The 25,986-nt window shown below is 66.7% G+C and carries 23 protein-coding genes and 1 tRNA gene; 10 read left to right on the forward strand and 14 right to left on the reverse strand.

The annotated features are described in order from the left end of the window. Position 1: 1 nt before the first annotated feature. The 8 genes from murF to HJG53_RS04645 all read right to left on the reverse strand — a co-directional run bounded on the left by murF (position 2) and on the right by HJG53_RS04645 (position 8,085). Entirely contained in the window at positions 2 to 1,390 is a 1,389-nt protein-coding gene (murF, locus tag HJG53_RS04610; RefSeq protein WP_171127967.1) for a UDP-N-acetylmuramoyl-tripeptide--D-alanyl-D-alanine ligase, read from the reverse strand. Next, positions 1,387 to 2,805 carry a UDP-N-acetylmuramoyl-L-alanyl-D-glutamate--2,6-diaminopimelate ligase gene (locus tag HJG53_RS04615; RefSeq protein WP_171127968.1) on the reverse strand — a complete coding sequence of 473 codons (1,419 nt, stop codon included), beginning with the start codon at positions 2,803 to 2,805 and terminating at the stop codon, positions 1,387 to 1,389. Before HJG53_RS04615 ends, murF begins: the two co-directional genes overlap by 4 nt. A gap of 3 nt (positions 2,806 to 2,808) precedes the next feature. Next, entirely contained in the window at positions 2,809 to 4,497 is a 1,689-nt protein-coding gene (locus tag HJG53_RS04620) for a penicillin-binding protein 2 (RefSeq protein WP_171127969.1), read from the reverse strand. Then, positions 4,494 to 5,120, reverse strand: coding sequence for a hypothetical protein (locus tag HJG53_RS04625; protein WP_171127970.1), 627 nt, complete (start codon positions 5,118 to 5,120; stop codon positions 4,494 to 4,496). The genes HJG53_RS04620 and HJG53_RS04625 overlap by 4 nt, the downstream gene beginning before the upstream one ends. Beyond that, complete coding sequence (gene rsmH, locus HJG53_RS04630) at positions 5,117 to 6,040, reverse strand: 16S rRNA (cytosine(1402)-N(4))-methyltransferase RsmH (RefSeq protein WP_171127971.1); 924 nt, start codon at positions 6,038 to 6,040, stop codon at positions 5,117 to 5,119. The genes HJG53_RS04625 and rsmH overlap by 4 nt, the downstream gene beginning before the upstream one ends. Beyond that, positions 6,037 to 6,507 carry a division/cell wall cluster transcriptional repressor MraZ gene (locus HJG53_RS04635; RefSeq protein WP_171127972.1) on the reverse strand — a complete coding sequence of 157 codons (471 nt, stop codon included), beginning with the start codon at positions 6,505 to 6,507 and terminating at the stop codon, positions 6,037 to 6,039. Before HJG53_RS04635 ends, rsmH begins: the two co-directional genes overlap by 4 nt. Positions 6,508 to 6,796: 289 nt before the next feature. Then, positions 6,797 to 7,048: a hypothetical protein gene (locus tag HJG53_RS04640; RefSeq protein ID WP_171127973.1), complete on the reverse strand. Its 252-nt coding sequence runs from the start codon at positions 7,046 to 7,048 to the stop codon at positions 6,797 to 6,799. A gap of 62 nt (positions 7,049 to 7,110) precedes the next feature. After that, the gene (locus HJG53_RS04645) at positions 7,111 to 8,085 is read right to left on the reverse strand and encodes a cysteine synthase A (protein ID WP_171127974.1); all 975 of its coding nucleotides are present in this window, start codon (positions 8,083 to 8,085) and stop codon (positions 7,111 to 7,113) included. Positions 8,086 to 8,088: 3 nt separating this feature from the next. On the opposite strand from HJG53_RS04645, the gene HJG53_RS04650 reads away from it, so the two are divergent. Then, positions 8,089 to 8,643 (forward strand): DNA-deoxyinosine glycosylase, encoded by a 555-nt coding sequence (locus HJG53_RS04650; RefSeq protein ID WP_217352589.1) that lies wholly within the window; start codon positions 8,089 to 8,091, stop codon positions 8,641 to 8,643. Positions 8,644 to 8,754: 111 nt separating this feature from the next. After that, positions 8,755 to 9,135, forward strand: a complete 381-nt coding sequence (locus HJG53_RS04655) for a hypothetical protein (RefSeq protein WP_171127975.1) — start codon at positions 8,755 to 8,757, stop codon at positions 9,133 to 9,135. Between the two features lie 33 nt (positions 9,136 to 9,168). Here the strand turns inward: HJG53_RS04655 and HJG53_RS04660 are convergent, their stop codons facing one another. Then, positions 9,169 to 9,981, reverse strand: a complete 813-nt coding sequence (locus HJG53_RS04660) for an acyl-homoserine-lactone synthase (RefSeq protein ID WP_171127976.1) — start codon at positions 9,979 to 9,981, stop codon at positions 9,169 to 9,171. Between the two features lie 37 nt (positions 9,982 to 10,018). Beyond that, positions 10,019 to 10,669, reverse strand: coding sequence for a helix-turn-helix transcriptional regulator (locus tag HJG53_RS04665; RefSeq protein WP_171127977.1), 651 nt, complete (start codon positions 10,667 to 10,669; stop codon positions 10,019 to 10,021). A gap of 153 nt (positions 10,670 to 10,822) precedes the next feature. Here HJG53_RS04665 and HJG53_RS04670 point away from each other — a divergent pair, with 153 nt between their 5' ends. Further along, a complete protein-coding gene (locus HJG53_RS04670; protein WP_171127979.1) occupies positions 10,823 to 12,883 on the forward strand; it encodes a bifunctional diguanylate cyclase/phosphodiesterase in 2,061 nt (686 codons plus the stop codon). A 41-nt stretch (positions 12,884 to 12,924) separates the two neighbouring features. After that, on the forward strand, positions 12,925 to 15,147 hold the full coding sequence (gene purL, locus HJG53_RS04675; RefSeq protein ID WP_171127981.1) for a phosphoribosylformylglycinamidine synthase subunit PurL: 2,223 nt from the start codon (positions 12,925 to 12,927) through the stop codon (positions 15,145 to 15,147). A gap of 57 nt (positions 15,148 to 15,204) precedes the next feature. On the opposite strand, the gene ctrA is transcribed toward purL, so the two are convergent. Next, positions 15,205 to 15,912, reverse strand: coding sequence for a response regulator transcription factor CtrA (gene ctrA / locus HJG53_RS04680; RefSeq protein ID WP_171127983.1), 708 nt, complete (start codon positions 15,910 to 15,912; stop codon positions 15,205 to 15,207). Positions 15,913 to 16,132: 220 nt separating this feature from the next. Continuing rightward, positions 16,133 to 16,208 (reverse strand) — tRNA-Ala (locus HJG53_RS04685). A 195-nt stretch (positions 16,209 to 16,403) separates the two neighbouring features. On the opposite strand from HJG53_RS04685, the gene HJG53_RS04690 reads away from it, so the two are divergent. Further along, positions 16,404 to 17,462, forward strand: a complete 1,059-nt coding sequence (locus HJG53_RS04690) for a DUF2171 domain-containing protein (protein WP_171127986.1) — start codon at positions 16,404 to 16,406, stop codon at positions 17,460 to 17,462. A 65-nt stretch (positions 17,463 to 17,527) separates the two neighbouring features. Here the strand turns inward: HJG53_RS04690 and HJG53_RS04695 are convergent, their stop codons facing one another. Beyond that, positions 17,528 to 18,406: a neutral zinc metallopeptidase gene (locus HJG53_RS04695; protein ID WP_171127987.1), complete on the reverse strand. Its 879-nt coding sequence runs from the start codon at positions 18,404 to 18,406 to the stop codon at positions 17,528 to 17,530. An 88-nt stretch (positions 18,407 to 18,494) separates the two neighbouring features. Here HJG53_RS04695 and HJG53_RS04700 point away from each other — a divergent pair, with 88 nt between their 5' ends. Genes HJG53_RS04700 through HJG53_RS04715 form a run of 4 tightly spaced genes read left to right on the forward strand, consistent with a single transcriptional unit; the run spans position 18,495 to position 22,453 of the window. Beyond that, the gene (locus HJG53_RS04700) at positions 18,495 to 19,637 is read left to right on the forward strand and encodes a patatin-like phospholipase family protein (RefSeq protein WP_171128198.1); all 1,143 of its coding nucleotides are present in this window, start codon (positions 18,495 to 18,497) and stop codon (positions 19,635 to 19,637) included. Between the two features lie 8 nt (positions 19,638 to 19,645). Further along, on the forward strand, positions 19,646 to 20,431 hold the full coding sequence (locus HJG53_RS04705) for a 3-hydroxybutyrate dehydrogenase (RefSeq protein WP_171127989.1): 786 nt from the start codon (positions 19,646 to 19,648) through the stop codon (positions 20,429 to 20,431). 58 nt (positions 20,432 to 20,489) lie between these two features. Beyond that, entirely contained in the window at positions 20,490 to 21,116 is a 627-nt protein-coding gene (locus HJG53_RS04710) for a DUF4893 domain-containing protein (RefSeq protein ID WP_171127991.1), read from the forward strand. A gap of 26 nt (positions 21,117 to 21,142) precedes the next feature. Further along, a complete protein-coding gene (locus HJG53_RS04715; RefSeq protein WP_171127992.1) occupies positions 21,143 to 22,453 on the forward strand; it encodes an amidohydrolase in 1,311 nt (436 codons plus the stop codon). 51 nt (positions 22,454 to 22,504) lie between these two features. Here HJG53_RS04715 and HJG53_RS04720 read toward each other — a convergent pair whose 3' ends face one another. Continuing rightward, positions 22,505 to 24,952: a TonB-dependent receptor gene (locus HJG53_RS04720; RefSeq protein WP_171127993.1), complete on the reverse strand. Its 2,448-nt coding sequence runs from the start codon at positions 24,950 to 24,952 to the stop codon at positions 22,505 to 22,507. 109 nt (positions 24,953 to 25,061) lie between these two features. On the opposite strand from HJG53_RS04720, the gene HJG53_RS04725 reads away from it, so the two are divergent. Continuing rightward, entirely contained in the window at positions 25,062 to 25,967 is a 906-nt protein-coding gene (locus tag HJG53_RS04725; protein ID WP_171127994.1) for a crotonase/enoyl-CoA hydratase family protein, read from the forward strand. Positions 25,968 to 25,986 lie beyond the last annotated feature (19 nt).

Consider the following 25,986-nt stretch of genomic DNA (forward strand, 5'->3'; position numbering starts at 1 on the left):
GTCAGTCCTTCCCCGCGAGCGCGCCGCCCGTCAGCTGCGCGACCAGCCGACCCAATCCGACCGAATTGGAAGCTTTGATGAGAACCGCGTCGCCAGCGCCGATCCGCCCATCCAGAGCGGCCAGCGCGTCCGCGGCGGCGGGCACATGCGCGAAGTCGACCCGCCCCTCAAGCGCCTGGCCAAGCGGCGCCATCTCTTCGCCGACGAGCAGTGCAAAATCGACGCCCGCCGACAGGATCGGCTCGGCAAGCTCGGCGTGGAAGCGGGGGCCATGGTCGCCCAGCTCGCGCATCGTGCCCAGCACCGCGACCCGCCGCGCCGCCATCTGCTCGCCCAGCACCTTGAGCGTCGCGCGCATCGAGGCCGGATTGGCGTTGTAGCTTTCGTCGATCAGCAGCGCCTCGCCGCCCGGCACGGCGATGTTCGAGCGCGCCCCACGACCGGGCATGCCCGGCAGCTCGGCCATGGCCAGACCGGCGATGGCAAGATCTCCGCCCGCCGCCTCCACAGTGGCGATCACCGCCAAGGCATTGGTGACCCAATGCTCGCCCGGCTGCCCGACCGTCATCGTCAGGCTCGCGCCCGGCAGCTGCACGGTGATCAGGGTGCCGCCGCTCTTGGACGGCACCATGTCCATCGCCCGCACATCGGCGCCTTGCCCCAAGCCGAAAGTGAGCACGCGACCGGCATGGCGCTGCGCGGCCTCGATCAGGATGTCACGCTGCGGCGAGTCATGAGGAATGATTGCCGTCCCGCCCGGCTCCAGGCCCTCGAAGATCTCGGCCTTGGCGCGGGCGATATTCTCGATCGAGCCGAGATTCTCGATATGGGCCGGGGCGATGGTGGTGATCACCGCAACATGGGGCCGCACGAGCCTCGTGTGCGCGGCGATCTCGCCCGCATGGTTCATGCCCATTTCAAAGACGCCAAACCGCGTGTCGGCCGGCATGCGCGACAGGCTCAATGGCACGCCGGTATGGTTGTTGTAGCTCTTGAGCGACCGGTGCGCCCGGCCCGGCGCCATGCGATCGAACGCCGCCCAGAGCGCTTCCTTGGTGCCCGTCTTGCCCACCGATCCCGTGATGCCGACCACGGTGGCGGACGTTCTTGCCCTGGCTGCGACCCCAAGGGAATCGAGCGCCGCGCGCGTGTCGGCGACGAGAATGTGCGGGTGATCGACCGGCTGGCTGACGATCGCGCCGGCGGCACCCTGCGCAAAGGCCTGATCGACGAACCGGTGCCCGTCCGTGGTCTCGCCGGACAGCGCGATGAACAGGTCGCCGGCGGTGACTTCGCGAGAATCGAACGCGACGCCGTTTGCCTCGAATGCGGCGGACGCAGTGCCGGAGACGGCGCTAGCGATATCGGCTGAGGTCCAGAGCGGTGTCACGCCGCGCACTCCCGTGCGACGGTCACATCGTCGAACGGCAGCACGCGGTCGCCGACGATCTGGCCCTGTTCGTGGCCCTTGCCGGCGAGCAGGATGACGTCGTCCGCACCCGCAATGGCAACCGCTTCGGCGATGGCTTCGCGCCGGCCGGCGATTTCCCGTGCGTCGGGCGCGCCGGCAAGGATCTCGCGGCGGATCAGGGCAGCATCCTCGGTGCGGGGATTGTCGTCGGTGACGATGACGAGGTCGCCGACCCGCGATGCCACGCGGCCCATCTCCGGCCGTTTCCCCTGGTCCCGGTCGCCGCCGGCACCGAAGACGATGATCAGCCGCCCCTTAGTGTGCGGGCGCAAGGCCGCCGCCGCCGCCTCGATCGCGTCCGGCGTGTGGGCATAGTCGACATAGATGGGGGCGCCGGCCCGCGTGATCGCCGCCCGCTCCAGCCGGCCACGCACCGGGGTGACGCGGGCGAGATGTTCGAGCGCGCGCGCGGTGTCGCCGCCGGTCGCGATCACCAGCCCCGCCGCCACGCACGCATTGGCCGCCTGATAGGCGCCGATCAGCGGCAGCGTGACCTTGTAGCTCTTGCCCTCGGCTTCGATCACCAGCTGCTGACCCAGGCGCGACGGCGTGCGGCTCACCAATCTGAGCGCTTCGCCTCGTTCGCCGACCGTCAGCACACGCAATCCCCTGGCTCGGGACACCTCCACGACCCGATCCGAATGCGCGCCGTCATCCGCCCAGACAACGGCCGCGCCGTCCTCATCCACAACTTCTTCGAACAGGCGCAGCTTGGCGGCGAAATAGCTGTGCATATCGCCGTGATAGTCGAGATGGTCGCGGCTCAAGTTGGTGAAGCCGGCGGCACGGACGGGCAGCCCTTCGGTGCGCTTCTGATCGAGACCGTGACTCGACGCTTCGAAGGACAGATGCGTCACGCCTTCGCGCTTCAGGCCGGCGACGTTGGACAGGAAGGTCACGATGTCTGGCGTGGTGAGGCCGGTCAGCACCTGGTCGTGCGCGGTGGTGACGCCGAGCGTGCCGATCGACGCCGCATTGTGCCCGGCGAGCCGCCAAAGCTGCCGCGTCAGCTCGACGCTCGACGTCTTGCCGTTGGTGCCGGTGACCGCGACGGTAGTCGCCGGATAGGGCGCGAAGAAGCGGGCGGCCAGTTGGGCAAAGACGCGGCGGGGATCGTCGGACGCGATATGCGGAACGCCTGCGACCTGTGCATTCGGCGCCGCCACGACTGCCGCAGCACCGAAGGCGATAGCCTGGGCGATGAAGTCCTCGCCATTGAAGCGGCTGCCCCGGAACGCGCCGAACACAGTGCCGGGCGCGACCTTGCGGTGATCGATGGCGAAGCCGGTGATCTCTACGTCAGAATCGATTCCCGCCAGATCGCGCAGCCGCACGCGTCACTCCTTCGCATGAACGAAGGGGAGCACCTCGCCCAGATTGGCTTCGCGGTTCGGGTCTGGCATCACGCCCAGCATCGGGCCGATGCGACTGACCGTGCCGGAAATCACCGGCGCCACGTTCCAGCCGGCGGTGTGGAAGCCGTAAGTGTCCTTGGTCGCCTTGGGGTCGTCGAGCATGGCGACGATCACATAGCGCGGCGCCTCCATCGGAAACACACCGGCAAAGGTGGTGACCACCGCCGCGCCCGAATAGCGGCCGCCGACGATCTTTTCCGCGGTGCCGGTCTTGCCGCCGACGCGGAAGCCCGGCGCGTCCGCCTTCTTGCCGGTGCCGTGCGTCACGACGAGGCGAAGCAGCGAGCGCATCTTGTACGATGTATCGGCCGAGAAAACGCGGTCGCCTTCCGGCAGCGGATTGCGCGCATCGCGCTTCAGCAAGGTCGCGGGCCGCCAGACGCCGCCGTTGAACAGGGTCGCATAGCCGGTCGCCAGGTGCAGCGGCGACACCGCGATGCCATGGCCATAGCCGACCGTCATCGTCGAGATATCGCCCCAGTTCGCGCCCGGATTGAGCGGGCGGCCGCGTTCGGGGATCTCGATCTTGACTCGCTCCAGAAAGTGCATGCGCTTCAGGAAAGCGCGCTGCCGCTCCGTGCCGAGCTGCGCCGCGATCTGCGCCGTGCCGATGTTCGACGATTCCTGCATTATCTCGGCGACCGAGCAGGCGCGGCCGAACGGGTGGGTGTCGGTGATCGAAAAGCGGCCGGCGCGCAGCACCTTGGGGCAGTTGTACATCTGGCCGAGGCTGCGGACCACGCCCGCGTCCATCGCCATGGCGACGGTGAACGGCTTGAAGGTCGAGCCGAGCTCGTAGACGCCCAGCGTCGCGCGGTTGAATGCCGCGTCGGCGCCCTGCTGCGCCGGCTTGTTCGGATTGAGTTCGGGCAAGGAGGTCAGCGCGACCACTTCGCCGGTCTTGATGTCCATGACCACGCCGGCGGCGCCGATGGCGCTGAACTTGGTCATTGCGCGGCCGAGTTCCGCTTCCAGCGCCTGCTGCACGCGGCTGTCGATGGACAGCTGGACGCCACCCGCGCGCCCCGCGCCGGTCAGCTCGCGCTCCAGCACCTTTTCCATGCCGGACACGCCGTTGCCGTTGAAGTCGGTGAAGCCGAGCACATGGGCGGCGAGCATGCCCTGCGGGTAGATGCGCTCCGGCTCGCGCCCGAGATCGATGCCCGGCTCGCCCAGCCGGTTGACCGCGGCGACCAGCTCCGGCGTCGCGCGGCGGCGGAGATAGGTGAAGGTCAGCTTCGAATTGAGAATGCGCAGATACTCGTCCGCGCTCTTCTCCGGCATCAACGTGGCGAGCTGCCGCGCCAGTTCCGCCCTGTCGCCGATGATCTTGGCCGGATGAATGCCGATCGACCAGGCGTCGATCGTCTGCGCAAGCGGAATGCCGTTGCGATCGAGAATGTCGCCGCGCCCGATCCGCGCCGCATGCGCGCGGTTGGTGCTCGCATCGGTGAAGACCGACAGATAGGCAATGCGCAGGCCGATCGCCGCCGTCGCGCCGATGAACAGCAGCATCAACAGCATCAGCCGAACGTGCGAAAGCGCCACCTCGGGGCGGCGCTCTGGCAAGGGGCGGAACTGCGCGTGCGGAGCGGCGGCGACAGCGGTCATCGTTTCGCCTTTGCTTCCTTCGCGGCGGTGCGGGCGATGTCGCGGATCGAGCCATCGTCGAGCAGCGCCACCTTTTCAGCCTTGGGCTTCGTGACCTTCACCTGCGCCGGGATCGTGCGCGGTTGCGGCAGCTCTTCGATCATGGCAACGGCCTGCATCATCGGCGAACGCTTGATCGCGGGGATGACCGGCGCACCGTCGGACCGGGCATCGGGCACCACCGCCGGGCGCAGCACCGGCCGGGCGGGCGGTGCGCTGGCCACCGCCGCAGGTGGGGAAACCGTTTCGGCGCTGGCGAGCGCGGTGCGCGGCGCCTGCGCGGGCAGGCCCTCGCCCGGCACATAGGCGGCGAGCTGCACTTCGCTGGTCAGATACTGATCGACCTTCGGCGCCGCGAGCGCGAGCACTTCATTGTTGTAGGATTCGAGCTGCCTGAGGCTCGCGCGGGCGCTGAACTCGGTCTCGAGCGTGCGGATCTGGCTCTGGGTCAGCACGATCTTGCGCTCGACGCTCTCCAGCGCGGTGCGCTCGGCAGCCACCTGGAGCGAGACGAGGTAGAAAGAGAGCGCCGCGCCCGCGACGCCCGCCACCCATCCGATCGGACGCAAACGCCGTGCGATCATGCCGATACTCCCCAAGCTTCCGCCGTTGTTCTTTTCGCCACGCGCAGCGTCGCCGACCGTGCGCGCGGATTTGCCGCCGTCTCCGCGGCGCTCGGCCGCACGGCCTTGCCGACCGCCTCGAAGCTCGGCCGGCGCGACTTGGTTGACGGCAGGTGCCGCGAACCTGCGGGTGCCGCGCCGCTGCGATCGCGCAGGAACTGCTTCACGATGCGATCCTCGAGACTGTGGAAGGTGACGACTGCCAGCCGCCCGCCGGGCGCCAGCACGCGCTCCGCCGCTTCGAGGCCGTCCTGCAGCTCTTCCAGTTCGCGGTTCAGGTGGATGCGGATCGCCTGGAAGACCTGCACCGCCGGGTCCTTGTCCTTGCCCGGGATATAGCCGACCGACTTGCGCACGACGGTCGCGAGTTCGAGCGTGCGGGCGAGCGGCCGGGCGGCGACGATCGCGCGGGCGATGCGGCGCGAGCGGCGCTCCTCGCCCAGGCGGAAGATCACGTCGGCGATCTCGGCCTCGTCAGCCGTGTTCAGCCATTCGGCGGCGCTCAGCCCGGCCTGCTCCATCCGCATGTCGAGCGGCCCGTCATTCTGCACGGAAAAGCCGCGTTCGGCCTGGTCGAACTGCATCGACGACACGCCGATATCGAGCGTCACGCCATCGACCGGGAGCGCGTCGAGCGCCCCCAACGCCTCCTCCATTTCAGAGAAGCGCCGCTCGATCAGCGTCAGTCCGGGCAGCACCGGGGCAGCCAAGACCGCGTTCGGATCGCGATCGAAGGCAAAGACCGCGGCACCCTTGTCGAGCATCGCGCGCGTATAGCCGCCGGCGCCGAAGGTGCCGTCGACATGCCGCTCGCCGGGGGTGATGGCGAGCGCGTCGATCACTTCGGCGAGCATGACTGGAATGTGCGGAGCGGCGTTCACTTGGCGGCCCGCTTGGCGCGCGTGAACTCGACGAGTTCCTTGAGCGTCGCATCGACGCCTTCGGCCGCCAGCAGCACGTCGGGATTCCAAATCTCGAAGAAATTTCCGGCACCGGAGAAGACGGCATCGGTACCCGGCAGCAGCTTCGCCTTCATCGCGTAGAAGTCCGGCAGGACGAAGCGGCCGCTGGAATCAAAGCCGGCGCTCTCCGTCAGCGCAAGCGCGCGGCGCTTCGCGTTGAAATCGATCGCATCGCCCTGCGCTTCGAGCATCTCTTCGCGGCGCTCCAGGCGATCATGGCTGCGCTTCAACCAGGCAGGGTCATAGGCGATCAGGCACGGATCCTGGGGGTGGAGCGCGATCACGACGGTGCGGGGGTCGCCGCCGCCGGCTTCTACATTGCGCTCGATCACGGCGCGCATGGATGCGGGGATGGCGACGCGGCCTTTGCCGTCGACCGCGGTCATCGCAAATCCGTTAAAGGCTTCTCTTTCGCCCACGCGCACCCTCTTGGGCGGGGCGCAAAACCCTCTCGTTCCGAAAAGCGCGCCTTCACGCGCCCTCCGGGGACGAATCGTTCAAAGGGATGAGCCCCGCCTGTCCCGAAATACATATCTCGGGTCAGCGCGGGAAACAACGGGATTTTGCGGGAAAAAGCGGCTCTAGATCGGCAGAATGTCCGGTGCCGGCGGCACTTCGACGCGCCGCTGCCACCTTGTTCGTGGGATGTTCCGGGAAGTCACGGGGGTGGGCGGCCTATTTGGACGAGTCGGCGCTGTTCGATGCGGCGGGAGCGCCAGGCGTCACCCCGATTTCCGCGAGCGGTTCGCTCGGCGCTTCGGTGGCGTTCGCCGCCACCATATTGGCGACGACCTGCTCGGTCCGGTTCAGGCCCGGATCGGTGCTGTTGACCGGCTGGTGGCTGGCGCTCTCGAAGATCGCGGCGGAGATGGCGACGATCAGTAGGACCGCGCCCAGCCCGGTCAGCCCGACGCGAATTCTCTGCATGCCAGCGCGTTTGTCATCCGACATTGCGTGCCTGTGTAACCCCAAACGGCGCGAACGCAAAATCACGCTGTCGTGGCGAGGCCCTTTGCCGCCAGCCATTCGGGATTATAAAGCGTCGATAGATAGCGAAAGCCGGTGTCGCACAGGATCGTGACGATCCGTTTGCCGGGTCCGAGCTGCCGCGCCAGCGCCATCGCGCCGGCAACGTTGATCCCCGACGAGAGGCCGAGGCACAGCCCTTCCTCCTTCAGCAAGGCCTGAACCTGGGCGAGCCCCTCGGCATCCGAAATGCGGAACTGGGTATCGACCGGCGCGCCTTCCAGATTGGCGGTGATCCGGCCCTGGCCGATGCCCTCGGCGACGGAACTCCCTTCAGAGCGCAGCTCGCCACAGGCATAATAGCTGTAAAGCGCGGCGCCATGCGGATCGGTCAGCGCGATCGTGACCTCCGGATCCTTGGCTTTCAGCCCAAGGCCCACGCCAGCCAATGTGCCACCGGTTCCCACCGCGCAGGTGAAGCCGTCGATACGACCGTCCATCTGCGTCCAAATCTCTTCGGCGGTCCAGCGGATGTGCGCGCGCCGGTTGGCGATGTTGTCGAATTGATTGGCCCAGAGCGCATTCGGCGTCTCCTCCGCGATCCGGCGCGAGGTATGCACGAAGTGGCAGGGGCTCGAATAAGGCGCGGCGGCGACCAGCACGAGCTCGGCGCCGAGCGCGCGAAGGGTATCCATCTTCTCCCGGCTCTGCGTTTCCGGCATCACGATAATCGTCTTGTAGCCCTTGGCATTGGCGACGAGCGCCAGGCCGATGCCGGTATTGCCCGCAGTCCCCTCGACAAACGTGCCGCCGGCCGCGATCAAGCCCTTTTCCTCGGCATCCTCGACGATGCCGAGCGCCGCGCGGTCCTTGACGGAAGCGCCGGGGTTCAGGAACTCGCATTTGCCGTAGATGTCGCAGCCGGTCGCTTCGCTCGGCCCCTTCAGGCGCACGAGCGGCGTGTTGCCGATCAGCGCCAGCGTATCGGGTGTCGTCATGGCATGGAGGTAGGCGGCGCGACGGCTGCGAACAAGCAGCCTTGTCTTTGCACCGGCGAAGCGATCATTGAGCCGATGCGCCATGCTTCGTTCCCGCCGGTCGTCGACGAGCAGACGCGGATCCTCGTGCTCGGCAGCCTGCCGGGCGCCCGGTCACTGGCCGCGGCTCGCTATTACGCCCATCCGCGCAACCAATTCTGGCGCCTGCTGGGCGATGTGCTCGGCCTGCCTCTGCCGGCCCTGGACTATGAGCAGCGCCTGCAATCGCTGCTTTCCAGGGGCGTGGGGCTGTGGGACGTCGTCGCCGACGCCGAACGCCAAGGCAGCCTCGATACCGCCATCAAGGATGCCCGACCGAATGATCTTCAGCAGCTCGTCGGATCGCTTCCGCAACTGCGAACGATCGGGTTCAACGGCGGCACGGCGGCCCGGATCGGCACGGCAGCGTTGGGTCAGTGGGCGAATCGCATCCGCCTCATGCCGCTTCCGTCCAGTAGCCCGGCGCATGCAATCCCTTACGAGCGCAAGCTTGAACGCTGGAAAGCGCTGGCGGACTGAACCTCAAGCCCCCGTTTTTCCACGAATGACAGCGCTGGACAGTCGAACGTCATGTTACAGAATCACGTTCCGCTTGACCGATCTTGCTGCACCCGCGAAAGCTTGGGCCCTATGACCAAGCTCATTCCCCTTTCCGCCGTTGCGGCGCTGCTGGTCCTCGGCGGCTGCAACAAGTCCGAACCCGAGGTGATCGACACCAATCCCGATCCGATGGCGAACCAGATCGCCAATGCCGCGCCGGTCGAGCTGCCGCCGGCCGTGACGGACAGCGCCATCTATCGCTGCAAGGACAACTCGATCGTCTATGTCGACTTCCTGGGCGACAAGACCAGCGCCAATGTCCGCACGTCGAAGGAAGGCACGCCGACCCAGGTCAAGGCGCCGGCCGAAGGCGGCACGATGGCTGGCGGCAACGGCTTCTCGGTGTCGGGCAGCGGCAAGACCGTGCAGATCGCGGTCAATGGCGGCGCCGCGCAGAGCTGCTCACGCTAAACTGATCAGGGCCGGCGACCGCGCCGGCCCGCTTCACGCCGCGCCGGGAACCGCGGCAAGGTCGCTTTGGTTGCGGCGCACATAGTCGAACGCGCGCTTGTTGAGCTTCGGGTTGGACACCGTCCGCATGATGCTCTGCGCCACTTCACGAGCGTCGCTGTCTTGCGGCATCAACGACGCGGTGAGCGCCGACGACAGCGCCAGGTCGGCCGCGCGCTCATGGATCGTCCGCTTGTCAGACGGGTCAGGCAGCAGCTTGATATAGCCCTGTTCCGGCAAGTCGAAATCACGGCGGATCTTGGCGATGGCCACGTCGCTGGCATCGATCTCGAATGCGATCCCGGTGCCTTCTCCGAAATCGATCGGATCGCCGAGCAATTTCACGCGCCAGCCCATCTGGATGAATAGCGGCAGCAGCCGCACCTCGGCAAAGGCGACGCAGCGCGTGCCGCCGGTCGCACGGGTCAGCTCGAGCGGCGTGATCATCTGGCAGGCGCGCCGACGCTGATTGTGCCGCGCTCCGCCCGTCTCCAGGCAGATACCGCGCGTAATCTCCCACACGCCGGGGCCCGTCGGATCGGGCGTGCCGGGGGCGAGCGCATGGCTGAACACGTCCATCAGCAACGACCGGTCGTCGGTAGGCCGATAACGACAGGCCATGGTCAGCTGATTGTTGACGTCGAACGAGAAGCCGTAAACCGCGCGCTCGTCGTCATATTGATCCATCTCGAGACCGTCGCGCACGGGGATGCGCCAGCCGAGTTCGTCGACGAACACGGCTTTTCTCAATCTATGAAACTCTTCGATTTCACGCTCGTACAGCGCGCGATTATCGTTCGCGACCACGTGCAACATGTTGTAAGCGACCCCCGCTCGACGGCTGTCAGCCGTTCTGGGTCAGCTTATACGTGAAATTCTGTGAACTTGAAGAGCAGTTCTCAAGATTCGTCACAGCCAGCCAGCCGCGGCGTGCCGCGAGCGCAATGGCTTCGCCCACATTGTCCGCGCCGAGCTTGGCCGCAGCCTTGTCCATCGCTTCGGAGACGGCGTTCACCGTCAGCTTCGCTTCCTCCGCGATGTCGATCGGCGCAAGACCGGCCAGGCGCCGGCCGAGAACGTAGCGCTCGCGCAGCGTCAGCCCACATTCGGTATCGACATCGTCGGCGAGTTCCTGCAGCGCCAGCACGCGCGCGGCGAACAGCTCGGCATAGCCCCGCACTCGCGCCCACGCCTCGCGGGACAGCGGCCGGTTCGGTCGGGCGAGTAAAACGAGCGCACCGGGCAAGGCGCTCGCTTCCACTTCCACCGTCAGCACGTCCGTCGCATTGATCAGCGATGCCATGTCGCCCGCAGCCGGGACCAATTGCTCGCCCGATCGGGCGAGGCAGAAATGGCCGTCGATGCCATGTTCCTCGAGTGCTCCCGCAAACAGCTCGACGAGTGACTCAATATCGGGCGCGATCATCAAACCGCCCCGCAGCCGGGCGGTGGCGGGCAGGTCATCGACAGGGGCACGGCGGGTGGAGATGCTCACGGTGAACGTGATGCCCGAACAAGGTTAACAGACCGTTTCGAAAACGGCACGGAGCAGGTAAGAACGCGTTAACCCTTCGCCGGTATCCCGCCTGCTGTGAGGGACGCGCAGCCGCAAAAGAGAGTCGTAAAGGACCGCCACGGCACGAAGCCGATGCGTGATCCCGCCGCGGCAGCCAAGGCTCTCGATCTCGCCGGCCTCGGCACACTGACGATCGCTTCGCTCGGGAGTGTCATCGACGCCGACAAGCGCGCGGCGGAACTCCTATCCGCCAAGGCCCGCACCACCGGACTGGCCCTGCTGCGCCTCGTCGATCGAACCATCGGCCCCGTGGTCGTCCGCGCCATCCGGCAGGCGCTGAGCGGATCGCCGGTCACTATCGCCATTTCCGGCCGCACGCTGAATGGCGCCGTGCTGCACGTCGATGCCGGGCTCAGCCGCGGCGAGGCAGGCGATGGCGGCCCCGCCCTGTTCGTCACGCTGATGGACCGGACCGAAGAGCGCGAGGAGATCGCCGACCTGAACCGCACGGTCGAACATCTCTGGTACACGGTCGAGCTCAATCCGCAGCTGCCCTGGGTCGCCGACAACGACAAGGGCGTCACCCGGGTCACCGAACGCTATCTGAAGATGGTCGGCCTGGCCGAAGAACAGGCGCTTGGCTTTCTCGGCTGGATGCATGTGCTCCACCCCGAGGACTTGCCGCGGATGCAGGCGACGGTCGGCAACGCATTGATGAACGGCACGCCGCACGACGTGCGTTGTCGCTTCAAGATGGCCGATGGCAGCTATCGCTGGATGCGCTCCCGCGCCTTCCCGCGCCGCGACGAAGAGGGCAATATCGTCCGCTGGTACGGCTATACCGAAGACATTCACGAAATCGTCCTGGCCGAGATCGAGACGCGCTGGGCGGCCGAGCACGACCCGCTGACCGGCCTGCCCAACCGCAACCTGTTCAACCAACGCCTGGACGAGCTGACCAGCCGCGCCGCCGACGGCCTCGGCCGGCTCGGGCTCGTCATGTTGGACCTCGATCACTTCAAGGACGTGAACGACATCCTGGGCCATCACGCCGGCGACCGGTTGCTCGCCCAGTTTGCCAAGGTGCTGCAGGAAAACATCACCCTGCAGGCGACAGTGGCGCGGCTGGGCGGCGACGAGTTCGCGATCCTGCTGCCCGGCGTCGAGGGACCCGAAGCGATCGAAAGCCTGGTCGACGATCTGTTCACCGCGCTCAAGACACCGCTGCGCCTCGGCGGCCGCGAGTTCGACTGCAGGGCCAGCGCCGGCGCCGCCATCTTCCCGCTGCACGCGTCCAACGCGTCCGAGCTGTTCAAGCATGCGGACATCGCGCTCTACGAGGCGAAGAATGCCGGGCGCGGCCGCTTCATGAGCTTCGAGCCGGCCATGCGCAGCAAGATGCAGCGGCGCGTGGCGATGATCAACATTGGCCGCGAAGCGGTCGAAAACAAGCGGCTGATTCCCTTCTACCAGCCCCAGGTCTCGATGGAGACCGGGCAGATCGTCGGCTTCGAAGCGCTCTTGCGACGCCGCGACCGCTCGGGCCAGATCTGCCTGCCGGGCACCATCGCCGAAGCCTTCAATGATTTCGAAGTGGCCGAGGCGATCGGCATTGCGATGCTCGACATGGTCATCGCCGACATGATCGACTGGCGCAACCAGGGGCTCGAGTTCGGCAAGATGTCGATCAACGCCTCGGCGGCCGAGTTCCGCAACCGCGACTTCATCACGCGCCTGACCGATCACATGGACGGCGCCGGCATCCCACGCGAGCGCCTCGTCATCGAAGTGACCGAAGGCGTGTTCGTCGGCCGCTCGGCACCGATGGCGAACGACCTGATCACGGAACTGAAGCAGGCCGGCTTCGGTATTTCGCTCGACGATTTCGGCACCGGCTATGCGTCGCTGACGCACCTGCGCGAAATTCCGGTCGACGCGCTCAAGATCGACCGCAGCTTCATTCAAGACCTGTTCGGCGACACCGGCGTCGACAGCGCCGCCATCGTTTCCGCCATAATCAAGCTCGGTCAGGGCCTCGGCAAGACGGTGGTCGCGGAGGGCATCGAGACTGATCGCCAGGCCGAGTTCCTGCGCCAGCATGGCTGCTCGACCGGCCAGGGCTATCTGTTCGGCCGCCCCGCCCCCAAGTCCGTGGTCGCGGACCTGCTCTCCCAAACCCGCAGATCCGCCTGATCCCCTAGGAATGGCTGGCGCACCCGGCTAAGGGCGCGGCCATGCCCGAGATCACGCCCGCGATCGTCGCCGAACACGGCCTGTCCCCGGAAGAATATGAGCGCGTCCTCGCCGCCTTGGGCCGGGAGCCGAACCTGACCGAACTCGGCATCTTCTCGGTGATGTGGTCGGAGCATTGCTCGTACAAATCCTCCCGCATCCACCTGAAGAAGCTGCCGACCAAGGCGCCCTGGGTGATCCAGGGCCCGGGCGAGAATGCCGGCGTGATCGACATCGGCGACGGACTTGCCGCCATCTTCAAGATGGAGAGCCACAACCACCCGTCCTATATTGAGCCCTACCAGGGTGCGGCGACGGGCGTGGGCGGCATCCTGCGGGACGTGTTCACCATGGGTGCGCGGCCGATCGCCAATATGAACGCGCTCCGCTTTGGCCGGCCCGATCATCCGAAGATGCGCCACCTGATCGCCGGCGTTGTCCACGGCATCGGCGGCTATGGCAATTGCGTCGGCGTGCCGACGGTCGGCGGCGAGGTGAACTTCCACCCGGCCTATGACGGGAACATCCTGGTCAACGCGATGACGGTGGGCATCGCCCAGACCGACAAGATCTTCTATTCGGCGGCCGCCGGCATCGGCAATCCGGTCGTCTATGTCGGCTCGAAGACCGGCCGCGACGGCATCCACGGGGCCACGATGGCGTCGGCCGATTTCGGCGAGGATGCCGACGAGAAGCGCCCGACCGTGCAGGTCGGCGACCCGTTCACCGAAAAGCTGCTGATCGAAGCCTGTCTGGAGCTGATGGCATCGGATGCGATCGTCGCCATCCAGGACATGGGCGCTGCCGGCCTCACCTCCTCGTCGGTGGAGATGGCGTCGAAGGGCGGCGTCGGCATCGAACTCGACATGGATGCGGTGCCGTGCCGTGAGACCGGCATGACGCCCTATGAGATGATGCTCTCAGAAAGCCAGGAGCGCATGCTGATGGTGCTAAAGCCCGGCCGCGAGCTGGAGGCCGAGGCGATCTTCCGCAAATGGGAGTTGGACTTCGCGGTCATTGGCCGCATCACTGACACCGGCCGGCTGGTGCTGAAATGGCAGGGCGAGACCGCGGCCGACATTCCGCTCGGTCCGCTCGGCGACGATGCTCCGGCCTATGACCGCCCTTGGGTGCCGACGCCCAAGCCCGCGCCGCACGCGCCGGTGACCGAAGCCAATATCGACATCGCCGCCGACCTGCTGAAGCTGATCGGCTCGCCCGATCTCGCTTCACGGCGCTGGGTGTGGGAGCAATATGATCACATGGTCGGCGCCGATACGGTGCAGCGGCCGGGCGGCGACGCGGCTGTCGTGCGCGTACACGGCACCGACAAGGGGCTCGCCATCACCACCGACTCCACGCCGCGCTATTGCTACGCGGATCCCGTCGAGGGCGGCAAACAGGCGATCGCCGAAGCCTGGCGCAACCTGACCGCGGCAGGTGCCCGCCCGCTCGCCGCGACCGACTGCATGAACTTCGCCAACCCGCAGAGGCCAGAAATCATGGGCCAGTTCGTCGGCTGCATCGAAGGCATGGCCGAAGCCTGCACCAGGCTCGACATGCCGATCGTCTCAGGGAACGTGTCGCTCTACAATGAGAGCAAGGCGACGGGCGGCGGCTCGGCCATCCTGCCGACGCCGGCGATCGGCGCGGTGGGGCTGCTCGAAGATTGGCGCAAGTCGATGACGATCGGCTTCAAGGGCGTCGGCGACGTGATCCTGTGCGTCGGCGAGCGCACCGGCCATCTGGGCCAAACGCTCTGGCTGCGCGAAGTCCACGGCCGCGAAGAAGGGCCGCCGCCGCCGGTCGATCTCGCCGCCGAGCGCAGGACCGGCGACTTCGTGCGTGCCGCGATCGAACATGGCCATGTGTCGGCCTGTCACGACGTGTCCGACGGCGGCATCGCCGTCGCGCTGGCGGAGATGGCGCTGGCGAGCGGCATCGGCGCGATGATCGACAAGCCGCAGCCCTTCGCCTGCGCGCCCGCGTTCTTCGGCGAGGACCAAGGGCTCTATATCGTCACCGTTCCCGACAACGCGCTGATCGAGTTCCTGAACACCGCCCATCTGGCCGGCGTCACCGTCGAGCCGCTCGGCCGCACGATCAAGGGTCGGCTGATCTTCGAACGTCCCGAGCGCGACTGCGTGGTCGCCCTCGACGCGCTACGCGCGGCGCATGAAGGCTTTTTCCCGAAGCTGATGGGCGCCGACGCGGCGCTCGCCTGACAAGCAAAAGGGCGCGGGGACCAGCCCCGCGCCCTTGTTGCAAATCCCGTGGAAAGATCAGGCGGCGGCGGTGACCGGAACCTGTTCTTCCTGCGGATCGCGGAGCACATAGCCGCGGCCCCACACCGTCTCGATATAATTGTCGCCGCCGCATGCCAGGCTGAGCTTCTTGCGCAGCTTGCAGATGAAGACGTCGATGATCTTGAGTTCGGGCTCGTCCATCCCGCCATAGAGATGGTTGAGGAACATTTCCTTGGTGAGCGTCGTGCCCTTGCGGAGCGAGAGCAGCTCCAGCATCGCATATTCCTTGCCCGTCAGGTGGACGCGGGCGCCGTCGACCTCGACCGTCTTCGCGTCCAGGTTCACGGCCAGCTTGCCGGTGCGGATGACCGACTGGCTGTGCCCCTTGGAGCGGCGCACGACGGCGTGGATGCGAGCGACCAATTCGTCGCGGTGGAACGGCTTGGTGACGTAATCGTCGGCGCCGAAGCCGAAGGAGCGGACCTTCGAGTCCATCTCCGAAACGCCCGAGAGGATCAGTACCGGCGTCGAGACCTTGGACGTGCGCAGCTTCTTCAGCACGTCATAGCCGTGCATGTCCGGCAGGTTCAGGTCGAGCAGAATGATATCGTAATCATAGAGCTTGCCAAGATCGAGACCCTCTTCGCCCAGGTCCGTCGTGTAGACGTTCAGCCCCTCGGCATTCAGCATCATCTCGATCGCCTTGGCGGTCGTCGGCTCGTCTTCAATCAGCAGAACGCGCATATTTGCTGCCCCTCAGCTATCCGGGCGCGGCGACCCCGCTAACGCCCGTCTGCTTCATTAACCAGTTAACCTTTGGGCCGAAACCGTTAATATACGGTAAATCGAACACTTAGCGGCTACGGGGAAGAATGGTTCTGAACTGTTGCGCGCAAGGCACAGAGCGCGTGTGCGGTTTCGCGCCCACGCGCTGCCCCTAAGTGACTCTGGCGACTCGAGAAAATGGTGGAGCCGAGGGGGATCGAACCCCTGACCTCGTCATTGCGAACGACGCGCTCTCCCAGCTGAGCTACGGCCCCGCACCATCATCGAACACGCGGGCTGGCCGCGCGAAGCAGCGCCCTTAGCCGCGCCTCCTGCCCGATGCAACACGCTTCGTCGCAGCCGAAGGCGAGCACCGGAACCAACCTATGTCAGCAAGCGCTCTGCCTCCAGGAGGTGCGCGGGCGGCGCATGCCCGCTTTGTGCTTCCCTGAACGTATAGGAGAGCAGACATGGCAGACAGAGACGAACATTATCGCGGCTATGGCAGCCCCAGCGGGCGCTACTACGAGAACCGCGAATATGATCAGGGCTATGACCGCAGCCGCGATCGCGGCGAGCGCGGCGAGCGCGGCGGCAGCTGGTTCGGCGGCGACGACCGCAACCGCGAACGCGGGCGGGACGACAGCTGGTTCGGCGGCAGCCGCGACCGCAGTCGGGAGGACTGGCGCGGCTCCGACCGCAGCCGCGGCGGTGACGATGGACGCGGTTTTTTTGAGCGTGCCGGCGAAGAAATCCGCTCCTGGTTTTCCGACGACGACGACCGTGGCGGCCGCTACGGGCGCGACGAGTATCGCGGCCAGTCCCGCGATCGTGGCTCCAGCTGGGGCGGCATGAACATCGGCGGCAATCGCGGCAGCTACGACCGGGACGACCGCCCGCCCCAGACGTTCCGCGGCGAGCCGACCAGCGGCGGCTATGATTATGGCCGCAGCGAATGGCGCGGTCGCAGCGGCGGCTATGAAGCCGGCGGGTCGCGCTATGGCGCCACCTCCGGCTATGGCGCGGGATCGTCGCGCAACCAGTATAGCGGCGGCGGTGCGCACCCGCATGACGATCATTACCGCGAGTGGCGCAACCAGCAGATCGGCGAGCTGGACCGCGACTATGAGGAATATCGCCGCGAGAACCGCGACAAGTTCCACAATGAATTCTCCAGCTGGCGCGGTCAGCGGCAGCAGCAGCGGTCCAGCCTGCGGCAGGCCAAGGAGCATATGGAAGTGGTCGGCTCCGATGGGCAGCCGGTCGGCACCGTCGACAAGGTCGTGGGCGACAAGATCATCCTGACCAAGAACGGCGCCAATGCCGGCGGTCATCACCACTCGATTCCGTGTTCGTGGATCCAATCGGTCGATGAGCGGGTGACGATCAACAAGACGGCCGAACAGGCGCGGCAGCAATGGACCGACGAGGAAAATCGCCGGGCGCTGTTCGAAAGCGACGAACAGCGCAACGAGGACGGACCGCACATCCTCGATCGCAGCTTCTCGGGGACTTACGAGAACCGCTAAAGACGCTTGAATGAAGAGCGGGCCCGGAGAGCAGTCTCCGGGCCCGCTTTCTTTTGTGGGTCTGCTCAGATTGCGCCGCTGAAGGTGTCGCACTGGGCGGGGTCGCCGGTCTGCAGACCCCGGCGCAGCCAGGTCATGCGCTGTTCGGCGCTGCCATGGGTGAAGCTTTCTGGCACCACGCGGCCCTGGCCCGCCTGCTGGAGCACGTCGTCACCGATCTGATGGGCGGCGCGCATGCCTTCCTCGACGTCGCCCTGCTCCAGCCGGTCGCGATTCTGCGCTGCCCAGACACCGGCATAGCAATCCGCCTGCAGCTCGACGCGGACCTGCATCGCATTGCCCTGCGCCTCGCTCGCCCGCGCCTGGAAGTCGTGCGACTTTTGCAGCGTGCCCTGCAGCTCCTGGACATGGTGGCCGACTTCGTGCGCGATCACATAGGCCTGGGCGAAATCGCCCGCCGCGCCGAACCGCTGCGCCAGCTCCCGGTAGAAATCGGTGTCGAGATACACGCGTTGGTCGTTCGGGCAGTAGAAGGGGCCCATCGCCGATTGCGCGGCGCCGCAGCCCGACTGGCCGCTCTGCGAGTAGAAGTGCAGCGTCGTCGGCGTGTAGCGCGCACCCGACTGCTGAAAGAGCCGCCCCCAAGTGTCTTCAGTCGAGGCCAACACCTGGCAGGAAAAGCGCCGTTCCGGGCTGCCCGAACAGACCTGGGCGGCCGTCTTCGGATCCTGCTGCGCCGGCGAGACGGCGCGCTGACCGCCGCCGCCGAACATGCCGAGCAGCCAGGCACCGATCAACACCACCGCAATGCCGCCGATACCGAAGCGCGACCCGACCAGGCTCAGCAGCAGGCCGAGCCCGCCACCGCCGCCGAAGCCGCCAAAGCCACCGCCGCCGCGTCCCTCCTCGACATTGCTGCTGGTGCGATAGTCGTCGAGGCGCATGGCGTGGGGCTCCTGTGATCCGAGCGCAACAATGCTCGGCTATATGATCCAGTTGCAAGAGCGGAACGAATGCTGGCAGGACATCGGCATGGCAGAGGCGGACAGCGGAATCCCCAGACGGCGCAAGGCGGCGATGCCGCTGCCGCAATGCGTCGCTCTGGTGCTGCAGGGCGGCGGTGCGCTCGGCTCCTATCAGGCGGGCGTGTACGAAGCACTCGACACGCAGGGCATTGCCATCGACCGCGTCGCGGGCGTTTCGATCGGCGCGATCAATGCCGCGCTGATCGCCGGCAACCCGCCCGAGCTGCGCGTCGCGCGGCTGCGGGAGTTCTGGGAGCTTGTCTCCAGCTGGCTGCCGAGCCTGCCCATTCCCGGCGGCGACCTGTGGCGTGAATGGGTCCATGAATGGTCGGCCGGGTTCGTGGCTACGGCCGGCGTGCCCGGCTTTTTCGGTCCGCGCACGGTTCCGCCGGTGTTCGCTCCGCCGGGCACGCTGGATGCCCTGAGCTTCTATGACAATCGCCAGCTCAAGGAGACGCTCGACCGGCTCGTCGACTGGGATTTGCTGAACGACGGCCCTCTCCACTTCTCGGTCGGGGCCGTCGATATCGAAACCGGCAACCTGCGCTATTTCGACAGCCGAACGGAGCGGATCGATGCCCGCCATGTGATGGCATCCGGCGCGTTGCCGCCGGGCCTGCCTCCGGTCGAGATCGACGGCAAGCTCTGGTGGGACGGCGGCATCGTCTCGAATACGCCGCTCGCCGACGTGCTCGCCACCCAGGACAAGCCGATGCTGGTGTTCCAGGTCGATCTGTTCCCCGCCGCCGGCGCGATCCCGCGGACGATCATGGACGTGTTCGCCCGCGAAAAGGAAATCCGCTACTCCAGTCGCACCCGCCGGGTCAGCGATCAGCTGCTGCGGCTCCGCAAGGCGCGGCGCGCGGTCGCCCGGCTGTTGAAGAAGCTGCCCGAGGAACTGCGCGACGATCCCGACGTCGCCTTTCTGCGCGGCGAAGCGGAGGAACTGCCGGTCAACGTCGTCCAGCTGATCTACCGCGCCAATGATTGGGAAAGCGGTTCGCGCGACTTTGAATTTTCCACCCGATCGATGTGCGAACACTGGGCAGCGGGCGGCGCGGCGGTCATGGAGACGATCGACAAGGCGGAATTGCTCGCCCGCAACATCGTCGACGGCAAGACGGCGGCTTTCGACCTCACCCGCAAATAGGAGTGTCCATGTTTCTGAAAGGCAAGACCGCGCTCGTCACGGGCTCCACCTCCGGCATCGGCCTCGCCTATGCCAAGGCGCTGGCGGCCGAAGGCGCGGCGGTGATGATCAACGGCTTCGGCGATGCGGAGGCGATCGAGGCGGAGCGCAAGAATCTGGCCTCCGTGAGTGGCGCAGGCGCGCTTTATTCGGACGCGGACATGTCGAAACCCGACGCGATCGCGGCGATGGTCAAGCGCTGCGCCGACGAGCTCGGCGGCCCCGATATCGTCATCAGCAATGCCGGCATCCAGCATGTCGCCCCCGTCGACGAGTTTCCGATCGAGAAGTGGGACGCGATCATCGCGATCAACCTGAACTCGACCTTCCACCTGATGCGCGCCGCCGTGCCGCTGATGAAGGCGAAGGGCTGGGGACGCATCATCACCACCGCCTCGGCGCACTCATTGGTCGCGAGCCCGAACAAGTCCGCCTATGTGGCCGCAAAGCACGGCGTGGTCGGCCTCACCAAGGCGGTCGCGCTCGAAACCGCGCGTACCGGCATCACTGCGAACTGCATCAGCCCCGGCTATGTCTGGACGCCCTTGGTCGAAAACCAGATCCCCGACACGATGCGCACGCGCGGGTTGACCCGCGATCAGGTGATCAACGATGTGCTGCTCGCCGCCCAGCCGACCAAGCAGTTCGTGCAGCCCGATCAGGTCGCCGCGCTTGCCGTGTTCCTGTGCCGCGACGAAGCCGCCCAGATCACCGGCGCCAACCTTTCCGTCGACGGCGGCTGGACCGCTGCCTGACGCAAAGGGCTGGCACTCTCTTTGCGCCGCACTAGAGTGGGGGCAAAAGAGAGGTCGCATGAACAAGGCTGTGCTGATCGCCGCCTGCGCGCTGCTGGGCGGTTGCGCGCGCGCCGCCGCTGTGGAGACCGCGGCGCCGGCGGCGCCCGACTGGCGGCGGGTGGCGACGCCCGCGGATCGTGCGCGCTTGCGGGAATGGCGGACCGCCTTCGTCGCGGGACTGAGCCAAGCCCGTGCGGCCGGGCACGGCGCCGAGATCGCGCGCGAAGGTGTGCTGCTGGACCCGGACGCCGGCCGGTCCGCGAAACCCGCGGCCGGCGACTATCGCTGCCGCGTGATCAAGCTGGGCGTGAAGGGCAGCGGCGGCGTGCCCTATGTCGCCTACCCGCCCTTCATGTGCCGGATCGACGAGGAAGCCGGCGTCGCCAGTTTCAGCAAGCTCACCGGCTCGCAGCGCCCCGTGGGGGTGATCTTCGGTGACGCGCAACGCACCGTCTTTCTCGGCACGCTGATGCTGGGCGACGAGAAGCGCGCGCTCGATTACGGGCGGGACCGCGAACGCGATATGGTCGGCGCGGTCGAGGCGCTCCCCGGCGGGCGCTGGCGCCTGATCCTTCCCTATCCGCATTATGAAAGCCTGATCGACGTGATCGAACTGGTGCCCGCGGGCCCGGCGCGATCCTGACCCGTTCCTGCCACCTGGAGACAAACTTGCGCGCCCTGACCCTGCTTCCCCTGCTCTTCGCCGCTCCCGCCTTTGCCCAGGCCGATGTCCGCGCCGACGTGGCCAAGGACCTGCCGTCGCTGATGACCATCTATCGTGACCTGCATGCCAATCCCGAGCTGTCGGGGCAGGAGAAGCGCTCCGCCGCCATCCTCGCGGCCGAAGCGAAGAAAGCCGGTTATGAGGTCACCACCGGCGTGGGCGGCACCGGTGTCGTCGCGGTGCTGAAGAACGGTCCGGGGCCAGTCGTCATGCTGCGCGCCGACATGGACGCGCTCCCGGTGGCCGAGCAGACCGGCCTTGCCTTTGCCAGCAAGGTCAAGGCGACCGGCATGGACGGCCAGCCGACGCCGGTGATGCACGCCTGCGGCCACGACACCCACATGTCCGCCTGGATCGGCACCGCGCGGCGCATGGCGGCGCTCAAGGGAAGCTGGTCGGGCACGCTGGTGATGATCGGCCAGCCCGCCGAGGAAGTGAATGGCGGCGCCTCCGCCATGCTGAAGGACGGTCTGTTCACCCGCTTCCCGAAGCCGCAATTCGTGATCGGCTTCCACGATTCCGCCTCGCTGCCGGCCGGCACAGTCGGCTTCACGCCAGGCTATGCAATGGCTTCGGTCGATTCGGTCGACATTCTGGTCAAAGGCGTCGGCGGCCACGGTGCCGCACCGGCGACGACGAAGGACCCTATCGTGCTCGCCGCGCGCATCGTCACTTCGCTGCAGACGCTCGCCGCGCGCGAGATCGACCCCCAGGACGCAGTGGTCGTCACCGTCGGCTCGATCCATGGCGGCACCAAACACAACATCATTCCGTCCGAAGTGAAGCTGCAGCTGACGGTGCGCAGCTATTCGAAGGAGACTCGCCAGCACCTGCTCGACGGCATCCGCCGCATCGCGCGTGGCGAGGCGATCGCGGCCGGCCTGCCGGACGAGCTGATGCCCGTGGTCTCGCCCTTCGGCACGCCCGGCATCGCCACCTTCAACGACGAGCAGCTGACCAACCGCCTCGCCGGTGCCTGGAAGGCAAGGTTTGGTGCCGAGCGCGTCGAGCAGACCAAGCCGGTAATGGTCAGCGAAGACTTTCCCGAATATCGCGAGGCCGATCCCAAGACGATCCAGTCGACGCTCTTCTGGGTCGGCGGCGTGCCCAGGGAGAAGTGGGACGCCGTCGGCGGCGACCCCGCCAAGCTCCCGTCGCTGCACAGCGGCTTCTGGGCGCCGGACGCGGAGGCGGTGATCGCCACCGGCACCGAAGCCATGGTCACCGCCGCCCTCGAGGTGCTGGGCAAGAAGTAACCCGCTCGTCCCGAGCGCAGTCGAGGGGCTCGGCTCGGGACGAGCGTTAAGTTAAAACCGCGTGCTTGCCGTCACGCCATAGGTGCGCGGATCGCCCGGCTGGCCGGCGATCAGGCCGGTGCTGCCGGGGGTGATCGCCAGCAACTCGTAATAGCGGGTGTTGGTGGCGTTCCGCACCCAGCCGAACACGTTCAGGCCCTCATCGGTACGGAAGCCGAGCCGCAGATTGGCGAGCCCATAGCCGTTCACGTCCATATAGATCGAACGCGAGGGGTTGGACGAGAATTTCGAGCGGTAGCTGCCGTCCACGCCGAAATAGACCTCGCCTTCGCGGCCGAGCACGCGCGTCGGCACATTATACTCCGCGCCGTAGGAGAAGGACCATTTGGAGATGCCGGGCAGCCACTGGCCCGAAATGTCGCAGCTGGCCGGGCTGAGGCCGCCGGGCGTGCCGGGAGCGCTCGGCGTCTGGCCGGCGGCAACGGTCCCTCCGCCCGACAGTTCGGGCGGGCATGGCGCGCCGGTGAACTTCACATATTTGTGATCGGTAAAGGCACCGTTTGCATAGAGGCTGAGGCGATCGTCGGGGCGGTAGGCGAGGTCCGCCTCGATCCCGCGCACCCGCACCTTCTGGGCATTGGCGAGATAGCCGCGCACGGTGCTGATCGCGCCGCTGTTGACCAGCGCCTGATAGTTTTTGATCTCCGTCCAGAAGCCGGCAAGGTTGAAGGTCATGCGCCGGTCGAAGAACTGTGTCTTCAAACCCAGCTCGAAATGGTCGACATCCTCGGGCTTGACCGTGGTGACGCTGAGCACCGGCAGGTTGTTCGCATCGAGCGGCAGGCCGGCAAGGTTGATGCCACCGGACTTATAGCTTTTCGCATAGGTGCCGTAGGCGAGCACGTCTTCGGCCAGCTTGTACGAGATGGTGAAGTCGCCCGACACGTTCCAGTCGCTGAACCGGGGCGCATAGCTTTGCGGGGCAAGCGTCGCGCATTGGTCGCGCACCACGCTGCTGGCCGGGACCGGGTTGCAGACGATCGGCACGCCCGCGCCGTTGAACACGGTCGCGACATAGCTGCCTGATTTCTTGTCATAATTCACGCGCAGGCCCGGCTGTAGCGTCAGCCGGTCGGTGACGTGCCAGGCCAGCTGGCCGAAAGCGGCGAGGCTGGTCGTCTTGAGCAGAATGTCGTTTTCCGAGCGCAGGCCGTTCAGCACCGCCGGGTTGCAGGCGTTGGCCGTGGGGGTGGCGCAGCCCGCCGAACCCACCGGCACATTGCCGGGGTTGAGCGTCCAGCGGCTCGCGGCAGAGCCCTGCTGCTGCGCACCGGTAGTGTGCTGCTTCTGGTGATAGGCGAAGACACCGAGCGTATAGTCGAACCGCTCCCCGTCGACCGAATAGCGGAACTCCTGCGAATATTGATCCTGCTTCGACGGGTTGGCGGACACCGGCGTGATCGGCAGGCCCGTGAAGTCGCGGTCGTTGGACGGCCCCCAGTTCCAGAAGCGCCACGCCGAGACCGAGGTCAGCGTGCCGGGGCCAACGTCCCATTCGGCCCGCAGCGAGACGCCCCCGATTTCCTGGAAAGCGTCCAGCGGCGAGTCCAGGTCCGCCAGGCGATCGAACGCATTGCGGCTGGGCGGCGCGTAGCCGAATGCCGCGGCCAGCGCGTCATATTGACGGTTGAGCGGGCGCTGCGTCCGACCGACGCGCACATAGATTTGCGCGCAGCATTCCGGGTTCTGACGGTTATAGTCGCCCGTCACGGTGAGGCTGAGAGCATCCGTCGCTTTCCACAACAGACTGCCGCGCAGGCCCAGATTGTCCTGCTCGTTGACCCAGCGGTCGGACTTCACATTGAAGATCGTGCCGCGCCGCTGCGTCGCCCCCGCGGCCAGCCGGATCGCGAGCCTGTCGTCGATCAGCGGCCCGGACACGGACCCCTTGGCCTGGAGATATTCGAGATTGCCGAAGCTGATCTCGACCCGTCCCTCGGGCGAGAAGCTTGGCGCGCGCGTAGTGATGTTGATCGCGCCCGCGGTCGTGTTCTTGCCGTAGAGCGTGCCTTGCGGCCCGCGCAGCACCTCGACCCGCTCGACATCGACGAAGTCGAAGGTCGCGGCGGCGATGCGGCTATTATAGACCTGGTCGACATAGATGCCGACGCCCTGTTCGATGCCGTCGTTGGTCAGGCCGAACGGCGCGCCCAGGCCGCGGATGTTGGCGGCGGAGTTGCGCGGGTTGGTCGAATAGAATTGCAGCGAGGGCTGCAGCTGCGTCAGCCGCCCGACATTGCTGGAGCCGGTCGCCGCCAGGCTGTCGCCGGTGAAGGCCGCGACGGCGATCGGCACGTTCTGCACGCTTTCCTCGCGCCGCCGGGCGGTGACGACGAGGTCGCCGTCCTTGAACACCTCGAAGTCGCGCGCAGGCGTCTCCTGTGCAATGGCAGGCGTGCAGCCCAACATGGCCGCGCCGAGCAACAGAGTCCTCTTCATCCCCTTGGTCCTCCTGCCGGTGAGCTTCTCAACTGCAACGGTAGAGAACCAGAAAGAATTCGTTTCAGCCGCTTCACCCCGCCCTTAATCTGGCGCCAAGGAGGCACGGATGACCGCACAAGAAACCATCGAAGCCACCGTGGATGACGGCATCATGACGATCACCCTCAATCGCCCGGACCGGCTGAATGCCTTTACTCCGACGATGATGCGGGAGCTGATCGCCGCCTTCGACGAAGCCGATGCCGATGATTCGGTGCGCGCCGTTATCATGACCGGGGCGGGCCGGGCCTATTGCGCCGGGGCCGATCTGGGCGGAGGCGGCGAGACCTTCGACTATGCCAAGCGCCCCGACCAGCTGGAGCAGGGCTCGCCGATCCGCGAGGACGGCAGCGTCGATTATTCGCACCCCGGCGTTCGTGATGGCGGCGGACGCCTGACCTTGCGGATCTTCAACTGCCGGAAGCCGGTGATCGGCGCGATCAACGGGCCGGCCGTCGGCATCGGCGTGACGATGACGCTGCCGATGGACTTCCGGCTGGCCAGCGACGGGGCGAAGTTCGGTTTCGTGTTCGCCCGGCGCGGTATCGTGCCCGAAGCGGCGTCGAGCTGGTTCCTGCCGCGCCTGGTCGGCATAGGCCAGGCCCTCGACTGGTGCTATTCCGGCCGGGTGTTCGGCGCGGAGGAAGCGCTGAAGGGCGCCCTGGTGCGCTCGATCCACGCACCCGATCAGCTGCTCGACGCGGCCCGCAGGCTTGCCTGGGAACTGACCGCCCAGAGCGCGCCGGTCTCGATCGCGCTCACTCGCCAGATGATGTGGCGGATGATGGGTGCCGAGCATCCGATGATCGCCCATCGCCTTGACAGCCGCGCCATCTGGTCGCGCGGCCAGAGCGGCGACGCAAAGGAGGGGGTCACCTCCTTCCTCGAGAAGCGCGAAGCCAGCTATCCGGATCGCGTGTCGGCGGACTTTCCCGACCTCGGCGAGCTGCTGGCCGATCCGGAATACCAATGATCGTCATCCCCGCGAAAGC

This window comes from Sphingomonas sp. ID1715 (assembly GCF_013044515.1).
Lineage (GTDB): Bacteria > Pseudomonadota > Alphaproteobacteria > Sphingomonadales > Sphingomonadaceae > Sphingomonas_B.